This window comes from Campylobacter concisus (assembly GCF_902460665.1).
Taxonomy (GTDB): Bacteria; Campylobacterota; Campylobacteria; order Campylobacterales; family Campylobacteraceae; genus Campylobacter_A; species Campylobacter_A concisus_AL.
In genome coordinates, this window is the sequence record NZ_CABPUR010000004.1 from 53,433 (window position 1) to 68,448 (window position 15,016).

At 38.4% G+C, this 15,016-nt stretch carries 15 protein-coding genes; 3 read left to right on the forward strand and 12 right to left on the reverse strand.

The window, feature by feature from the left end:
* Position 1: 1 nt before the first annotated feature.
* The 3 genes from F3G66_RS07815 (at position 2) to F3G66_RS07825 (ending at position 2,408) form a co-directional block, all read left to right on the forward strand.
* Positions 2–955: a KpsF/GutQ family sugar-phosphate isomerase gene (locus tag F3G66_RS07815; RefSeq protein WP_149707722.1), complete on the forward strand. Its 954-nt coding sequence runs from the start codon at positions 2–4 to the stop codon at positions 953–955.
* Position 956: 1 nt separating this feature from the next.
* The gene (locus F3G66_RS07820) at positions 957–1,730 is read left to right on the forward strand and encodes a pseudouridine synthase (RefSeq protein ID WP_149707723.1); all 774 of its coding nucleotides are present in this window, start codon (positions 957–959) and stop codon (positions 1,728–1,730) included.
* Between the two features lie 108 nt (positions 1,731–1,838).
* A complete protein-coding gene (locus tag F3G66_RS07825; RefSeq protein ID WP_223154242.1) occupies positions 1,839–2,408 on the forward strand; it encodes a tetratricopeptide repeat protein in 570 nt (189 codons plus the stop codon).
* A gap of 10 nt (positions 2,409–2,418) precedes the next feature.
* Here the strand turns inward: F3G66_RS07825 and F3G66_RS07830 are convergent, their stop codons facing one another.
* The 12 genes from F3G66_RS07830 to F3G66_RS07885 form a co-directional block, all read right to left on the reverse strand.
* Positions 2,419–2,928 carry a hypothetical protein gene (locus F3G66_RS07830; RefSeq protein WP_149707725.1) on the reverse strand — a complete coding sequence of 170 codons (510 nt, stop codon included), beginning with the start codon at positions 2,926–2,928 and terminating at the stop codon, positions 2,419–2,421.
* Positions 2,925–3,878 carry a hypothetical protein gene (locus F3G66_RS07835; RefSeq protein WP_149707726.1) on the reverse strand — a complete coding sequence of 318 codons (954 nt, stop codon included), beginning with the start codon at positions 3,876–3,878 and terminating at the stop codon, positions 2,925–2,927. Before F3G66_RS07835 ends, F3G66_RS07830 begins: the two co-directional genes overlap by 4 nt.
* The gene (locus F3G66_RS07840; RefSeq protein ID WP_149707727.1) at positions 3,875–4,543 is read right to left on the reverse strand and encodes an ABC transporter ATP-binding protein; all 669 of its coding nucleotides are present in this window, start codon (positions 4,541–4,543) and stop codon (positions 3,875–3,877) included. The genes F3G66_RS07835 and F3G66_RS07840 overlap by 4 nt, the downstream gene beginning before the upstream one ends.
* The gene (locus tag F3G66_RS07845; RefSeq protein WP_149707728.1) at positions 4,540–5,649 is read right to left on the reverse strand and encodes an ABC transporter permease; all 1,110 of its coding nucleotides are present in this window, start codon (positions 5,647–5,649) and stop codon (positions 4,540–4,542) included. Before F3G66_RS07845 ends, F3G66_RS07840 begins: the two co-directional genes overlap by 4 nt.
* Positions 5,639–5,824 carry a hypothetical protein gene (locus F3G66_RS07850; protein WP_103625229.1) on the reverse strand — a complete coding sequence of 62 codons (186 nt, stop codon included), beginning with the start codon at positions 5,822–5,824 and terminating at the stop codon, positions 5,639–5,641. Before F3G66_RS07850 ends, F3G66_RS07845 begins: the two co-directional genes overlap by 11 nt.
* Before the next feature lies 1 nt (position 5,825).
* Positions 5,826–6,947, reverse strand: a complete 1,122-nt coding sequence (locus tag F3G66_RS07855; protein WP_149707729.1) for a nitrous oxide reductase accessory protein NosL — start codon at positions 6,945–6,947, stop codon at positions 5,826–5,828.
* Between the two features lie 67 nt (positions 6,948–7,014).
* Positions 7,015–7,839 carry an SEL1-like repeat protein gene (locus F3G66_RS07860; protein WP_149707730.1) on the reverse strand — a complete coding sequence of 275 codons (825 nt, stop codon included), beginning with the start codon at positions 7,837–7,839 and terminating at the stop codon, positions 7,015–7,017.
* Between the two features lie 8 nt (positions 7,840–7,847).
* The gene (locus F3G66_RS07865; protein WP_149707731.1) at positions 7,848–10,463 is read right to left on the reverse strand and encodes a cytochrome c biogenesis protein; all 2,616 of its coding nucleotides are present in this window, start codon (positions 10,461–10,463) and stop codon (positions 7,848–7,850) included.
* A 14-nt stretch (positions 10,464–10,477) separates the two neighbouring features.
* On the reverse strand, positions 10,478–11,443 hold the full coding sequence (nrfD, locus tag F3G66_RS07870; RefSeq protein WP_084109952.1) for an NrfD/PsrC family molybdoenzyme membrane anchor subunit: 966 nt from the start codon (positions 11,441–11,443) through the stop codon (positions 10,478–10,480).
* Between the two features lies 1 nt (position 11,444).
* Positions 11,445–12,116, reverse strand: a complete 672-nt coding sequence (locus F3G66_RS07875) for a 4Fe-4S dicluster domain-containing protein (protein ID WP_149707732.1) — start codon at positions 12,114–12,116, stop codon at positions 11,445–11,447.
* Between the two features lie 20 nt (positions 12,117–12,136).
* Positions 12,137–12,895: an FKBP-type peptidyl-prolyl cis-trans isomerase gene (locus F3G66_RS07880; protein WP_149707733.1), complete on the reverse strand. Its 759-nt coding sequence runs from the start codon at positions 12,893–12,895 to the stop codon at positions 12,137–12,139.
* Positions 12,896–12,939: 44 nt separating this feature from the next.
* Positions 12,940–15,006, reverse strand: a complete 2,067-nt coding sequence (locus F3G66_RS07885) for a multiheme c-type cytochrome (protein ID WP_021090404.1) — start codon at positions 15,004–15,006, stop codon at positions 12,940–12,942.
* Between the last annotated feature and the right edge of the window lie 10 nt (positions 15,007–15,016).

Here is a 15,016-nt window from a genome sequence, read left to right on the forward strand (position 1 = left end):
TATGCAAACAATCAACCAAATCGCAGCCGAAGTTTTAAAGATAGAAGCAAACGAGCTTTTAAGACATGCTAAAAACTTAGAGATAGAAGATGCTGTAAATTTGATATTTAATACAAAAGGCAAGGTCATAGTCACAGGCGTAGGCAAGAGCGGTCACGTAGGCGCAAAGATCGCTGCCACGCTTGCAAGCACTGGCACACCAAGCTTTTTCTTACACCCAACAGAGGCTATGCATGGCGACCTTGGCATGATAGAAAAAGATGATGTTTTGTTAGCCATTAGCTTTAGTGGTGAAAGCGATGAGCTTATCAAAATTTTACCTCACGTAAAGCGCTTTGGCATAAAGATCGTCGCAATGGCAAGAAGTAAAACAAGCTCGCTTGGTAAATTTAGCGATGCATTTATTGGCATAGATGTAGAGAAAGAGGCCTGCCCACTAAATGCCGCTCCAACAGCATCAACTACACTAACGTTAGCTCTTGGCGATGCGTTGGCTGTTTGTTTGATGCAAAGGCGAGGCTTTAAAAAAGAGGACTTTGCAAATTTTCATCCAGGTGGTAGCCTTGGAAAGAGGCTATTTTTAAAGGTAAAAGATGTGATGAGAAGCGAAAATTTACCGATAGTTCACTGGAATGCGAGCCTAAAAAAAGCAATCGATACTATGACACACGGTAAACTTGGCACGGTCCTAATCGTCGATAAAGATGGTGTGTTAGATGCTATTTTAAGCGACGGCGATCTTAGACGTGCACTTATGCGAGAGGACTTTGACCTAGACGAGCCAGCAATGAAATTTGCAACCTTACATCCAAAAGAGATAAACGACAAGGAAATGTTAGCCGTGGATGCGTTAGCTTTAATAGAAAAGTATAAAATTCAGCTTCTAGCCGTTGTAGAAAATGGCGTACCCGTGGGCGTTTTACACATCCATGACCTTGCAAATTTAGGACTATAAAATGGAAAAAACAAGACTAAATAAATTTATCTCACATAACACAAATTACTCACGCCGTGAGGCAGATGAGCTGATAAAAGCTGGCAAGGTTAGCATAGCAGGACGTGTGGTTAGCGACCTTGCCACAAGCGTGGATGAAGATGACAAAGTACGTATAAATGGTCGTTTGATAAAGCTAAAAAAGGAATTTACTGTTATCGTTTATCATAAACAAAAGGGTGAGCTTGTTAGCAAAAAAGATGACCGCGGACGAAAGACGATCTATGACACGCTAGATAAGAAATTTGCAAAATTTGTTAGCGTAGGGCGCTTAGACTATGCAAGTGAGGGGCTACTTTTACTAACTGACGCCCCAGCAATCGCCACAGCTTTGATGAATAGCGACTTAGAGCGCGAATACTATCTAAAAGTAAAAGGCGAAGTGACAAAAGAGGTAATTGAGGCGATGACAAATGGCTTTTTTGCCAAGGACGCCACCAAAGGCGCTCACGCAAAAACCACTATAAAATCAATGGAATTTAAGCCATTTCTAGCCTATAAAGTCTTTGGCTCAAGCGGCGGCTATACAAAACTAAAGGTCATCATCAACGAGGGGCAAAACAGGGAGCTTCGCCGCTTCTTTGGCTACTTTGACCTTGAAGTGATGGACCTAAAACGTGTTAGCTTTGGGCGTATTAGCCTTGATATGCTAAAGCCTGGCAAATGGCGCTACTTCGAAAATAGCGAATATGAAGACCTAAGAGACTTTTTAAAGGTTAATAACATTAGATACTAAATTTGGCTTGCTTTCTCTAAAAAGGAGGCAAGTTAAACAAAAATAACTACAAATTTATTTAAAAATTTACAAAAATGGAGAAAAAAGAAAAAGGCTGTTCTTTTATCTGTGATATTACTAACCACTGGCTTTTGCGAGGATCTTTTTGAGCTTGGGCTTAAAGCTTATAATAAAGGCGAGTTTGATAAAGCTGCCAAGCAATGGCAAAAAGGTTGTAATGGCAATGTTGCCCGTGCTTGTCATAAGTTGGGAATTTTATACGAGGATGCCAAAGGCGTAAAACAAGACTATCACAAAGTAGCCGAGCTGTATAAACGATCGTGCGATGGCGGATTTGCTGGTAGCTGTCTAAATTTAGGGGCTTTATGCATAAAAGATCAAGGCATAGGACAAAACTATATCAAGGCTATCAATCTATACAAAAAGGCTTGCGACGGCGATGTCGCTCAAGCTTGCCATAATTTAGGTGTTTTATATGCGCTAGGCAAAGGCATAAATCAGGACTATCGCTTGGTAAAAAGGTATGTTTTTAAAGCTTGCACTCTAGGATATCAAGATGGGTGCGACTATCTTAATAAGATGATTGATAGCAACGCCACAGATGACAATGATGAAAAGATTGAGATCATGTTTAAAACTATGATTAAAACAATCAATCATCTAAAACAGATCAACTAACTTCATAAATTTATATCTTATTTTCTGAAAGTAGGATGTTTATGTACGGATTTAGCAATGTTTCGCCACGTGCTGCGTAGAGCAAGACCTCTTTAAAATAGTTGTCATTTATACCGTAGGTGTGAAACTCGTACGCCCCTATGCCGTATCCCATCGGCGTTATATCAACCCTTGAATACCAAGCATCTTGCGCTAGGATATAGCGATTCGTATCTCTTGAATAGACATATAGCTTGATTTTCTCCTTATCTTTTTCAGCCATATACCAGATGAAAGAATTTGTAATGTCATTAAAGAAGTAGATGTCGCCATTTGGCATGATGGCTTGGGCTGTGTCGTTGTTATCAGCGATAAGTGTCCTACTCTCATAACATATAAATTTATTTGGCGTAAGTTGCTCGATTGGCTCTGATTTGCCATTATTTAAAACTAAAATTTTATCATCACTTATGTCGGCATTATAGGCAAGCACGGCTAAAACTAGGGCTAACAAACACAAAGAAAAAATTTGCTTTATCAAAATAAAAATCCTCTTAACAAATAGTATTTAAGTACATAAAGCGAGCATATCAGCACGCAAACACCTAACCAGGTCGATGAAAATTTAAGCTTGTGTGAGTAGTTTGTCTTTGTGATAATCTCAACAAGATATGGCATAAGACCGTAAAAAACGCCTAGAAACAAACTGCCCCAGATGAGGTAGCCAACATAAAAATAATCACTTTTTAGCATGCAGTATGGGCATTTATGGTTTGGCTGTTCATAAACATAAAGGCCAAAAAAGTAGGTAATGGCATAGTAGCTAAGCACCAAAAACAACAAATTTGCCACAAAGCTCGCCATACTTTGCTTTAAGAAATTTAGCACCAAAATGACAAAAAATAGCACGTAAAATACGCTTACTAAGCCAAAATTTGTATAGCCAAATGGTAGCTTTGGAGCTTGAAAAGTGACAGAGCAGCAAAAGACCGGCACTTTTAATGGGATATTGTAAAAAAACGAAATTTCTATACCAAGCTCAAGTAGTATCATGACAAAAAGGCAGATAAAAATGGCATATTTTTTCTTTAGATAAGGGAAATTTAGAGCTTGCAAGTCAAGCTTGTTTATAACCAGCCAAATGCCAAGCCCAAAGATCAGCAAAATTTTAGTGAGCATCAGTATGCCACCAAATTTATTTGAGCCAATCACGCCAGCCGAGCACATGGCACCGGGCACAATATCAGAGAGTTCATTTAGGCAAAGTGCAAAAAATATAAACAATACGATCTTGATACAGACGCAAAAAAGCAAGATCGTATTTACAAGATAGTTTTGCTTTTCAAGCGAGTATTGAAGCGATGTTAGTGCGTTGTAATCCCACGACCTCACGATCCTAACAACATAAAAGAGCGAAATGCTCATCAAAACTAAAAGTACAAACTCTGCTAACAAAAAGGCAATAACGGCGTTTGATAAAAAGACACTCATACTATCTCTCCGTTTTGCAAGCTGACAACCCTATCTGTTGCACCTAGCTCATCAAAAATGCTATCGTGAGTAGCAACAATAACACTCTTTTTTAGAGCTTTAAAAGACTCTAGTAAGCCTAAAAATGCACGTGCATTTTGTCTATCTAAATTTGCCGTTGGCTCATCAGCCAAGATGATATCAGCATCCATAGATAAAGCCCTAGCTACCGCACATCTTTGACGCTCACCACCACTTAAATTTGATACGTTCTCATCTTTTTTATGAGCGATATTTGCTAGGCCTAGAGCCTTTTTTATCATCCCATCTCGCACATTTGCCTTGAAATTTGTTAGGGCAAATGGAGCTAGTAAATTTTCATAGACACTTAGCCCCTCGATGAGATTAAAATTTTGAAAGATAAGCCCAAGCCTTTTATGTCTAAACTCGGAGCAAAAGACATCAGGTAGCTTTGCGATGTTAGTGCCATCTATCAAAATTTCTCCGCTAGTTGGCTTTTGAAGTAGGGCGATAAGAGAAAGTAGGGTACTTTTACCACTTCCACTAATGCCTTTTAGTATCACTAGCTCGCCATCATTAATATCTAAATTTATATTTTTTAAAGCACAAAACTCATTTTGTTTGTTTTGGTTATAAACTAGGCTAACACCTCTTATATTTATCATTTTAGCCCCTCATTTATGTCACTACTTGCTACTCTCCATGAAGGTATGAGTACAAACGCCAAAAATGGTATCACACCAAAAACAAAGATCAAAAAGAGCTTATCAAACTCTAAAATAGGCGTAAAATTTGTAAAATTTAAAAGCTCGTTACCTAAAAATATCCCTTTTAAAAGTGGAGCGTTTAATACAAAAACAAAAAGATAAGCCAGCATAACACCGAGTAAAAAAGCACTAACGCTCACGATGAAATTTTGTATAAATTTTAAAAATATAATATCTTTTATACAAAAACCAATGCTTCTTAAAATAGCTATTTCACGCTTTTTGCTACCATAGGCGAGTGAAATTTGGTTTTTAAGCAAGACAAAGAATATAAGCATAACGCTAACGTAAATACTCATAAAAATTCCACCCTTATAATAGTAAAGGTGCCTAACCTTAGCCACTTCATCTTCTATACTAAGAGCGAAAGAATTTGGATATAAATTCTCTATCTTTAAAGCCACTTCACTGATCTCATCTGTGTTTGGCACCTCAACATAGAGCTTTGTATACTCTTCATCTTTTAAATTCAAAATAGCCCTTAGCGTTTTTGGGTGCAAAAATATGGCGTTATTTGTGATAAGAGCGCTTTGTTTTGGCATGGTTTTTACTATCTTTACTGGTATCATGCGCTCTTCAGTTAAGAAGTTAAAGCTCTCATCGTAGTAAAGCTCGTTCATAGCAGCTTTTACGCCATCGCCAACTATCATCTCATCCTCTTTTAAGCTATCATCTTCATATAAATGAAACCAAACACGCTTTTGAACGAAGTAGTACTCTCCATCAACCACGCCCCTAACGTCAGCCACGCCATCAATCTTTGAGATGTCATAGATATAGCCAGGGTGCATGAGATCATTTTTGCCAGCACGAAATGCGCTCACTACGATACTTGATCTATCTTTTACTAAATTTATAAGATCATGCTGGATCGATCCAGAGATGAAAAGTACCGAGCTTAGCACAAAGATAATGAGTGCAAAGAGGCAAAAGCTAAAAAGGTGATCCTTCCTATCTTTAAAAAGCAGAACCACGGCGTAGTTTATAAAATTTTTACCTATCATAGACAAAGCCTTTTTGCCCCTTTTGATTAAAACTAAAAGCAGCATTTGCTCTTGTTATCTTAGAAATTTCTCTTAGCTCATCTTGCTTTGCTTTATGATCAAAGCTAAGATAGTGTACCGCTAAAAGCGTATAAGAAAGTCCAAAAAATAACGCCAAAAAAACTAGAAATTTCACGCTATTTACCGATAAAATTCTTTATCTCGTCAAATCTTATGACACCTTTGCCAGCATGATCTTTTAAAAAGCTCTCTGCCTTTGCTTCATCTTTAAATGGGATAAATTCATCGCCCATTGGTCCGTAAACGTTTGAGCCGTGAACATAAAACGCATCTTTTGCATCAAGCTTTTCTAGCGTGTAATAGTCACTCACATAAGCATCTTTCATTTTGCCATCCGCAAAGTAAAATTGCGCCATATCTTTTACGCCATCAAAATAATAATCCTTGCCATCTGCTTTGATGAGTGTCGCCCATGGAGAATTTTTGACAAGCATGCCACATACCGCACATCTTGTGCCCTTTGGTACGACTATTCTCTCAGGTTTTTTTATTTCTTGTTTAGGTTTTGAAGCTTGGTTGCTAGTACCTAAATTTGCTGGAGCGTCCCATAGATACAAAGCGGCAGCTTGTAGGTGTTTATCATACTCTGGAGCTTTGTTAGCCTCTTTTGCGTCGCATACTTGTTTAAGATGAGCTTTTAGCTCAGAGATAGCCTTAAAGCTTTTTGGATCAGTTTTGTCGCAGTTTGCCTCGTAAAATTCTTTACCATGCGCATAAACGCCGTCCTCGCGTTTAGCTTTTATCATTTTATTATCACCCTCGAAATCCTGTCCAGCGATCTCGTAAGCTTTGGCAAAGTTCATTATCTCGCCACCATTTTCTGCTTGAAATTCTTTTGCGTCAGCCTCAGTTGAGAAGGCATATTTGCTATTTCTAGTCATTGTGCCTTTAACACTACTGCCAACGACATAAAAGGCTTTATTTACATCGATTAAATTTAGATTTTTAGTATCAACGACTTGTGCCTCGCTTGGGATCTTGCCTTCTGTTAGCTCGTATAAGCAGTGGAGTGATGCTACTTGCTTGCCGTTATATACGTGATTAGTCTTATAAAATTTAACCAAATTCATTCCACAAACAGCGCAGTACTCCTTACCCTCGCCACTTCCTACTAGTGTAGCCTTGCTAGGATCCACGCTTTGAAACATCGGTTTCATTTTGACAGCTTGTTCATTTGCCGAGGCACCAAAAATCAAGGTAGCTAACAGTGCCGAACCCAAGATAGAACGTAAAATCATAATTATCTCCTTTAGTATTTTTATATTATATAAGCCCTAAATGCCACTGAGCTAACTTTATCAAACATCAATGCTTTCCTAAAATTTCTAAATTCTCACACGCTTCTTTTAAGCCATTTTTGCAGCTTCTAGTAAAAATTTCACGTGCTTTCTCCACGTCTTCTTTCACACCTTTGCCCTCAGCTAGCATGATAGCGTAGTTGTTGCAGCCCTTTTCATATCCATATATACACGCTTGCTCATAAAGTTTTGTGGCTTTTGTAAGATTTTGATCAATACCTTGTGCATAAACATATAAAAACCCAAGATTATCACACCCTATGCCAGCTTCGTTTGCGCAAGCCATTTCGTAGTTTACTTTGGCTTTTGCATAGTCTTTTTCTACACCTTCGCCTTGTGCATATAGATAGCCAAGGTTGCTACATCCTATGCCGTCCCCTGCTTTGCAAGCCTTTTCGTAAAGCTCTTTTGCCTTTTTAAGATCCTTTGTCACGCCGGTGCCATTTGCATAAAGCAAGCCAAGCTCTGTGCAACCCTCATTATCCTTACAAGCCTTTTCATAAAATTTAACTGCTTTTGCTAGGTCTTTTTCCACACCTTTGCCTTTTTCATAGACGTAGCCAAGGTTGCTGCAAGCCATAGAGAAGTTTTGATCACAAGCCTTTTCGTAAAGCATCGCCGCCTTTGCTTCGTCCTTTTTGACATTGCCATCACCTCTGCTGTAAAGCACGGCTAGATTGTAGCAGCCTGATGCCTTTTTCTCTTTATCGCAAGCATCTTCATAAATTTGCGCTAGCTTATTGTGATCGTCTTTTGCGCTTAAAGCCTCTTTGATATAGCCAGCATTTAATAGTCCCAAACAAGCAAACAATAAAACCAAACTCTTTTTCATCATATCTCCTAAATCTCTTTTATATCCTTACCTCTATAAGCAAAGGCGATTAGCAAAGCCAAGAGCATTAAAAGCAAATAAAGCAAATTTGAAACGCTAAATCCATCGCCATTTGCGTATGAGTGAAGTCCGCTTAGATAGAAATTTACACCAAAATAGGTAAAAATAACTGAACCAAAAGAGAACACGCTAGCTACTAAAAAGGTAAAAATATTTTTTAATCTTGGGATAAATCTTAAATGAAGCACAATGGCATAAATAATTATCGTAATGTACGACCAGCTCTCTTTGCTATCCCAGCCCCAGTATCTACCCCAGCTCTCATTCGCCCAGACGCCACCAAGGAAATTTCCAATAGTTAGCAAACTAAGTCCTATGATGAGGCTTAGCTCATTAGTTGCGGCGAGGTATCTTATCTGCTCGCTGAGCTTTTGCTCGTTTTTTTTATTTTTTATAGCCATTAAAAGAAGCCCAAGAAGCCCAAGCACAAAGCTAAAGCCCAAAAAGCCATAGCTTGCCGTGATGACACTTACATGCACACTAAGCCAAAATGACTTTAAAACTGGAACTAGATTTGTTATTTGTGGATTTATAAAATTTAGATGAGCTACCAGCAAGCTCACACTTGCAAAAAGTGAAGCAGCTCCAAGAGCAAAGCTTTGATGTTTAAAAAATAAAACTCCAGCTAATACACTTGCGAGCGAGATATAGACTAAACTCTCGTAAGCATCACTCCAAGGTGCATGCCCTGAGATATAAGCACGAAGAGCTAAATTTAACAAATGTACCACAAAGCCAAAATAAAACGCAAGGCTAAGTGCTTTTTCAAATCTAAATTTCTTTCCAGAAAATAGCCTATAAAAGCCAAGAACGAGCGAAACTAGCCCAAGGATCATGTAAAAATATATAAGAAATTTAAAAATTTCCATTTGATTATAAAGCACTTCAAGCTCCACCTTTGCCTCGCTTGGCGCAAGGGAGCCTAGAGTGCTTCTTTGATAGCTTGAAATTTTTTCCAAACTCCTATCAGCCTCTTTACACTCACCACTTTTTACGCAAAGGCTTAAATTTTCTATATAAGCGCCTAAAACGCTTTTAAGCTCACTTGAAATTTCACTTGAGCCAAAGGCTTCATTTACGCCTAGCCATGTTAATTTATCGCCATTTTTAGCTGGTATAAATTTTAAAATTTCTCCCTTTAGTGCAAGATATAAGACATTTAATCTCTCGTCAAATTTAATGACATCGTTGTCAAATTTATCTCTTTTTGAGGCGGATTTTTCATTTGCAGCTTCTACAAATTTAGCCAGCTTATACTCGCCATTTTCGTTAAAAACATCGTTAAAACTAGCAAATTTTTCATTAACCCCCAAAAGCTCGCCCACACGCTCACTTGTGATCTTTACTATCCTTTTGTCCATCCACTCTTTTGGCGAGATGGCAAAAGATAGCATTAGCTCCTCGCTACTAAGCCCAAATAGCGTAGTTTTGGTCGAAATTTTACTTATCACAGCTCTAGAGTAAGAGCCAGCTGGAGCGATTCTGCTATCAGCTTGAGTCAAAATTTTGGCAAATTTACTTGCATGAGCGTCTAAATTTTTATTATTTTCATTAGCAAAATTTGGAGTAGCATTTAAAAGCAAAATCGCCAAAAATGCGATTTGCGAACCTTTTATAAAATTTAGCAGCCTAAAAAAACGGCTCTTTTTGCTAAATAAATTTGCCGCAAAGCCAAGGCAAAGCAAAAAATATCCGATATAGGTTGGGATTTTGCCAGGATCACGGCTGATCTCAAAAGCACTTCCAAGCTCGTCAGGATCGTATGAGGACTGAAAAATTTTATAGCCATCAATCGTTAGTGGATTATTTAGCGAGATGTCGTACTTACTGCCAGCGATACTTACTTTGCTTGTATAAGATGATGGACTATTTAGCCCCGCATATCGCTCTAAAATAAACTCGTCAAGCTTTAATGAAAATGGCAAATTTAAAGCCTTTGAGCTAAAGTAAAATTTCACCTCTTGCCCACCAAAACTTAGCACACTAGGCTCCAGCTCATATCCAGCTCCGCCTTTTAGCTTAACGCTCTTTTTTTCGCCGTTAAAGCTTATCTCTAAACTAAGCGTAGCAGGAGCGCTTTTCTCATCTTTTTTATATCCAAGCAAGTTAATTATAAATTCCTTGCCATCTATAAAATTTTTAAATTCAAAGTCGTTTTTACCAAATAAGCTTAATTTTAATGGATAACTAAAATTTTCTCCAAGCATTTCGACTATAAGATAAGGCTTGACGCTTTGCATGGTGTTGCCGCTCTCGCCAACTCTTAGATGTAGCACGCCCTCTTCGCCAAAATACCTTGTAAGTGCAGCCCCGATGAAGATAACGATAAAAGCAAGATGTATCAAAAATGCGCCAAATTTTTTATACATCTTGGTTTTTACGATACTAATGGCTAAACAAATAGTGCAAGCAAGCATAACACACTCGTACCAAAGCGCTTCATAGACAAGCACTCTGGCCGTTTGTGTGTCATAAAAATTTTCTAAAAAAGTCGCAAGTCCTGCACCAAAAGCAAGGATAAATAATAATATCAAAGACAAGCGGTAGATATTTAAAATTCTCATCGCTCGCCTCTACCTTAAATGCTATAAGTTTGTCCCGCATAAAGTATAAACACCCTAAGCAGTAAAACACCGATAACAGCCGCTAATGAACTGATATAAAAGCTAAATTTTAGACTAGCTACTTTTTTGCCAAATGCAAAATTTAAAACAAAAGGCACAATAAAGCCAACCAGCACAACACCAAGCCAAAAGAAATTTGCCCAAACGCCACTATAAAAAGCAACAGCTGCATTTTGCTGATAACTTGAGCCAAGTAAAAGCGATACAAAAAGCATTAAAATGAGTAAAATTTCAGCTCCCAAAACGCTAAATTCTACACTATGAAGCGAATGAAGGTCGCTTGAATGTGGATCTTCTTTAAATAAAGCTGCTGCGACCAAGCTACTGCCACTTATGCCAGCACTTAGTCCTGAAGCTATAAATAAAGCTGGAAGCACAGCTGTGTTTAAAAGTGGAAATCTAATCAAAACTGAGATCAAAAATCCAGTATAAGCGCAAATTATTACAGCAAAAATAAGACAAATACGACTTAAAAATGGATAAAGCGGTATCAAAATTTTCATTATTAATGCAAAAAGAGCGCTAAAGGATTTTAAACTTTTGGCTAAGAAATTTGAAATCTCATCATTAAATGCATAAAGGCACATCAAAAAGCTAAGCGGTATAAAGACACAAAGTCCAGCAACACCGATAGACATAACTGATGTGAAATTATAATTAATCAAAATTTTCCAAAACAAAAGTGGCTTTTCAAGATCAGCTATCAGGCAAACCATACCAAGCATGATGCTAACGAACGCTAAAAGTGAAGCAGCCTTGAAAAATGGGCTAAAGCTCTCTTGCTTTTTATAGTGTTTTAAAAGTATGGCAGCGATTAGCGCTCCACCACTCATACCAGCTAGCAAAAGATAAACAGCGATCGGCCAGCCCCACTCTACTCCATGCGAAAATGTTGCAGTAAAATTTAATGCACCATCCATCTTACACCCCCATTTTTACTTTAGGAATATATCTAAGGCTTGGTTTTGTGCCAAGCTCTGCTCTTAGTCTTATGCTATCTTTTACGGCTAGTAGCTTGCTGATGTGCGAATCTTCATCGTTAAGGTCACCAAAGACGATCGCCTCATATCTACAAGCTTCTACGCAAGCTGGCTCTTTGTCGTCCTTTAAATTTGTATCTACGCAAAAGTTACAGCTTTGAGCTGAATGCGTAACCTTATCGATATATCTCACGTCATATGGACAGGCTACGATGCAGTATTTACAGGCGATACAATCATCTATGTTTGTAGTTTGTATGCCAGTTTTTTCGTCTTTATGACAAGCCTTGGTCGGACAAACAGCTACACAAGGCGCATCAACGCACTGCTGACAAGACACTCTTACAAATCTTTTATCGAGTAAATTTTTAGGATTAGTCTTATCTTCTATAAAAAGTCTCATCTGTCCTTTTGGGACTAAATTTACCTTTCTGCAAGCTATCTCGCAGCCCGTACAGCCAACACATTTATTTTGGTCAAATATCATACCAAAGTGTGGTTTTTTTACACTTTCTTCACTCTTAAAAGCAAAACCACTACTTGCCGCACCAGCACCAGCAGCCGCAACTACCATGCTTTTTAAAAAGGCTCTTCTATTTTTTTGATTTTGCATTTTTAACTCCATTTTTTATCTTAATGAGGCTTTTTAATACCCTCATTTAGTTCTTTTTCATGAATTTTCTTTGCAGCCTCGGCTAATTCACCTGGCTTTAAGACCTTAACAAGCTCTATCTCAAAAACAATAGTCTCGCCTCCAGGTATGCCCTCCATGCCGCTATCGCCGTATGCAAGTTCTGGCGGGATAACAAATTTAAACTTATCGCCCTCTTTCATGAGCATTAAGCCCTCTTCAAGACCTGGGATCAAATTTAGCATAGAAAGATGAGCTGGAGCCTCTTTTGTCTCATCAAAGACCTTACCATCGATAAAGCTAGCTTTGTAGTTTGCTATGATGATACTCTCTTGTTTTGGAGTTGCTCCCTTTTTGCTTGATTTTAAAATTTCATATTGCAATTTTGATTTTGTCGTTTTTACATTTTTATTTTTTGCATTTTTATCCATAAAAGCCTTGCCTTGCTTTAAATTCTCTTTAAGTGCGGCGGCTTCTTTTTCTTTTACTATCTTGTCTAAATTTTCAGCTCTTTTGTTTAGTAGCTTTGCTATCTCATCATCGCTTAGTTTTAGCTCTCCTTTTAGTGCATCACTAAAACCTTTGATAACGGCCTCAGCATCGTAGCTAATGCCTATTTGTTTTTGTTCAAGTAACCCTTTTAAAACATATCCACCACTTGTTGCTCCCATAGCATAAGACTCATTTGAATCTACATTTGCAAGCAAACCAGAAGCACTTAAGCTAAGAAGTAGCGTAAATTTTAAAACCTTATTTTTCATATCGGACCCTTAAGATTAAAGGGGCTAAAACTAGCCCCTAAATGCTATAAATTTTTATTCAAAATTCTTTGAGCTTCTTTTATATACTCTTTTGATGCATCGAGTTTTTGTTTAGTAAATTTAAATCCGTGCATACCCCACGAACCATCTTTTTCAACCATATCGATGATCTCTTGAGCATTTTGGATAAGCTCATAAACTCTTACTTTATCACTTGCATCAAGTTTTTTAGTCTCAAGTAGTGAGTAAAGTCCTTCAATACCAATCTTAACTTCAGAGAATTCATTCTTAACTGGAGTTTGCCATCCCATAACTTCATCATAAACTTGTTTTTGGTTTTTGAAGTGAAGTGTTGGTTTTAGCTCAGATAGTACTGGACTGTGGCAGCCTTTGGTATCTTTCATATCTTTATCAGCCCAAGATGTTCTAGCGCACGCCCACATCAAGTCAACGTAGTTATGGCCATTTTTATCTCTCTCAAAGTGCCAATCTTTAGCATCTCTTGGACCTTTAGCAGCATCGCCTGGTACTAGAGATTTCTCTTTTGGATCAACCATGATCTTCCAGATGTGAGATCTTCTTTGAGTATCAAAGCCAGCGTTGTCTTGGAACTGAACAGCGTAGAAATTCTCGCAACTCATCATAAATGGCATGTGGCAAGATGCACAAGTGTTATCTTTGTGAGTATCTGCTTTAGATGCGATATATGCTTGAGTTTCGTGGCAATCTTTACACTCTTTTCTAATTTTTGGTTTAGTATAGAATGAGCTTAGATAACCTTGTTCTGAGTTATAGTTCATACCAGTTACGCTCTTATCGCCTACAACTGGACCTGTATTGTCGTGTGGATCGTGGCAAGTAACACATCTCATACCTTTATCATAGTGAGCTGTAAAGTATGATTGTGAACCTTCAGAACCACATCCTGGTCCCATTGATTTAAATTTAGAGCTAAGTGAGAGATCAAGCTTACCGTTATTAAGCGGATTAGCACGAGCTAGATCTGGGCTAAAGTTAAACCTTTGGTGGCAGCGTTCGCAGTTTGATGTTCTAAAATTTGTAGCCCCATCAAGGTGACCGCCAGCTCCGTGGCACTCCTCACAGCTTACGCCTTTTGAGATAGTGTGTTTTTGAAGCTCTTTGGCATTACCAAGTGCTGCGTAAAATTCTGCTTTTGATTTGAAATCAAATTTAACTGGGTGACAAACTTCACAATATGATGAGTTCGCTTGAAAAAACATTGATTTTTTATGTTTTGCGGCGTATGAAGCTAGACCTCTAACATATCCGCCATTATCGCCGTACTCTTCAAGAGTGCCAGGAAATTCTGGAACAAGCTCTTTTATCTTTTTAACAGTTGCGTCGTCTAAATTTAACGCCCATGTTCTTTGCCATTGGTTACCACCAGCTACGATCTGACCTGTACCATCTCTTAGCAAACCGCCCTCAACGTAGTAAGTACCACGAAGTAGCCACGCATCAACGTAGCCCATTTTTGTTCTTAAGTGACCAACAGTTGCGTAGATAACATCTGGAGTGATACCTTTTGGAAGGATAGAAGCTGTATCTTTGTCAAATACTGGCTCAGTTAGGTTGTTATTAACCTCTGGGTGCTCGCCAGGGAAACGCATAGTAGTTGCGTGGCGAGATCTGCTCCACACTTCATACTGAGCTGGGTGACACTCACCGCACTTTTCTGGTCCTACAAATTTGTTAGGAAACTGAAGTGATGAAGTGGCTGGAATTCTATACATCATAGAACTATAGCCCTTACCGCCATCTCTTTTACTAAGCTTTGACATATCAAAGCCATGTCCCTCGGCAAGCCACTCTAAGCCGCGGTCGTGAACGACCATTTTGCCGACGGTTTTACCACCATACTTTGTAAAAATAGGGTGGTTTTTAAATAACCAGTTATACATCTCTTGCTCTTCTACAACGTAGTCTTGCAAGGAGATAACACCTCTACTTTGCAGTGTGCCTTTAGGATTTGCGATAACATCACGTGCTTTATCGGACATCTGCATATTATGCTCTTCGCAACAGGCTTGTGAAGCGAAGATGCTAACACCCATGAGCAAACCAGCTAAGGCTTTTTGTAGATTTCTCATGTGCCCTCCT

Bases quoted from the DNA above. Each gene is read 5' to 3' on its own strand.
- F3G66_RS07845 (WP_149707728.1), bottom strand. From the start codon at position 5,649: ATGATAGGTAAAAATTTTATAAACTACGCCGTGGTTCTGCTTTTTAAA.
- F3G66_RS07815 (WP_149707722.1), top strand. From the start codon at position 2: ATGCAAACAATCAACCAAATCGCAGCCGAAGTTTTAAAGATAGAAGCA.
- F3G66_RS07865 (WP_149707731.1), bottom strand. From the start codon at position 10,463: ATGAGAATTTTAAATATCTACCGCTTGTCTTTGATATTATTATTTATC.
- F3G66_RS07820 (WP_149707723.1), top strand. From the start codon at position 957: ATGGAAAAAACAAGACTAAATAAATTTATCTCACATAACACAAATTAC.
- F3G66_RS07860 (WP_149707730.1), bottom strand. From the start codon at position 7,839: ATGAAAAAGAGTTTGGTTTTATTGTTTGCTTGTTTGGGACTATTAAAT.
- nrfD (WP_084109952.1), bottom strand. From the start codon at position 11,443: ATGGATGGTGCATTAAATTTTACTGCAACATTTTCGCATGGAGTAGAG.
- F3G66_RS07855 (WP_149707729.1), bottom strand. From the start codon at position 6,947: ATGATTTTACGTTCTATCTTGGGTTCGGCACTGTTAGCTACCTTGATT.
- F3G66_RS07885 (WP_021090404.1), bottom strand. From the start codon at position 15,006: ATGAGAAATCTACAAAAAGCCTTAGCTGGTTTGCTCATGGGTGTTAGC.
- F3G66_RS07835 (WP_149707726.1), bottom strand. From the start codon at position 3,878: ATGAGTGTCTTTTTATCAAACGCCGTTATTGCCTTTTTGTTAGCAGAG.
- F3G66_RS07880 (WP_149707733.1), bottom strand. From the start codon at position 12,895: ATGAAAAATAAGGTTTTAAAATTTACGCTACTTCTTAGCTTAAGTGCT.
- F3G66_RS07875 (WP_149707732.1), bottom strand. From the start codon at position 12,116: ATGCAAAATCAAAAAAATAGAAGAGCCTTTTTAAAAAGCATGGTAGTT.
- F3G66_RS07840 (WP_149707727.1), bottom strand. From the start codon at position 4,543: ATGATAAATATAAGAGGTGTTAGCCTAGTTTATAACCAAAACAAACAA.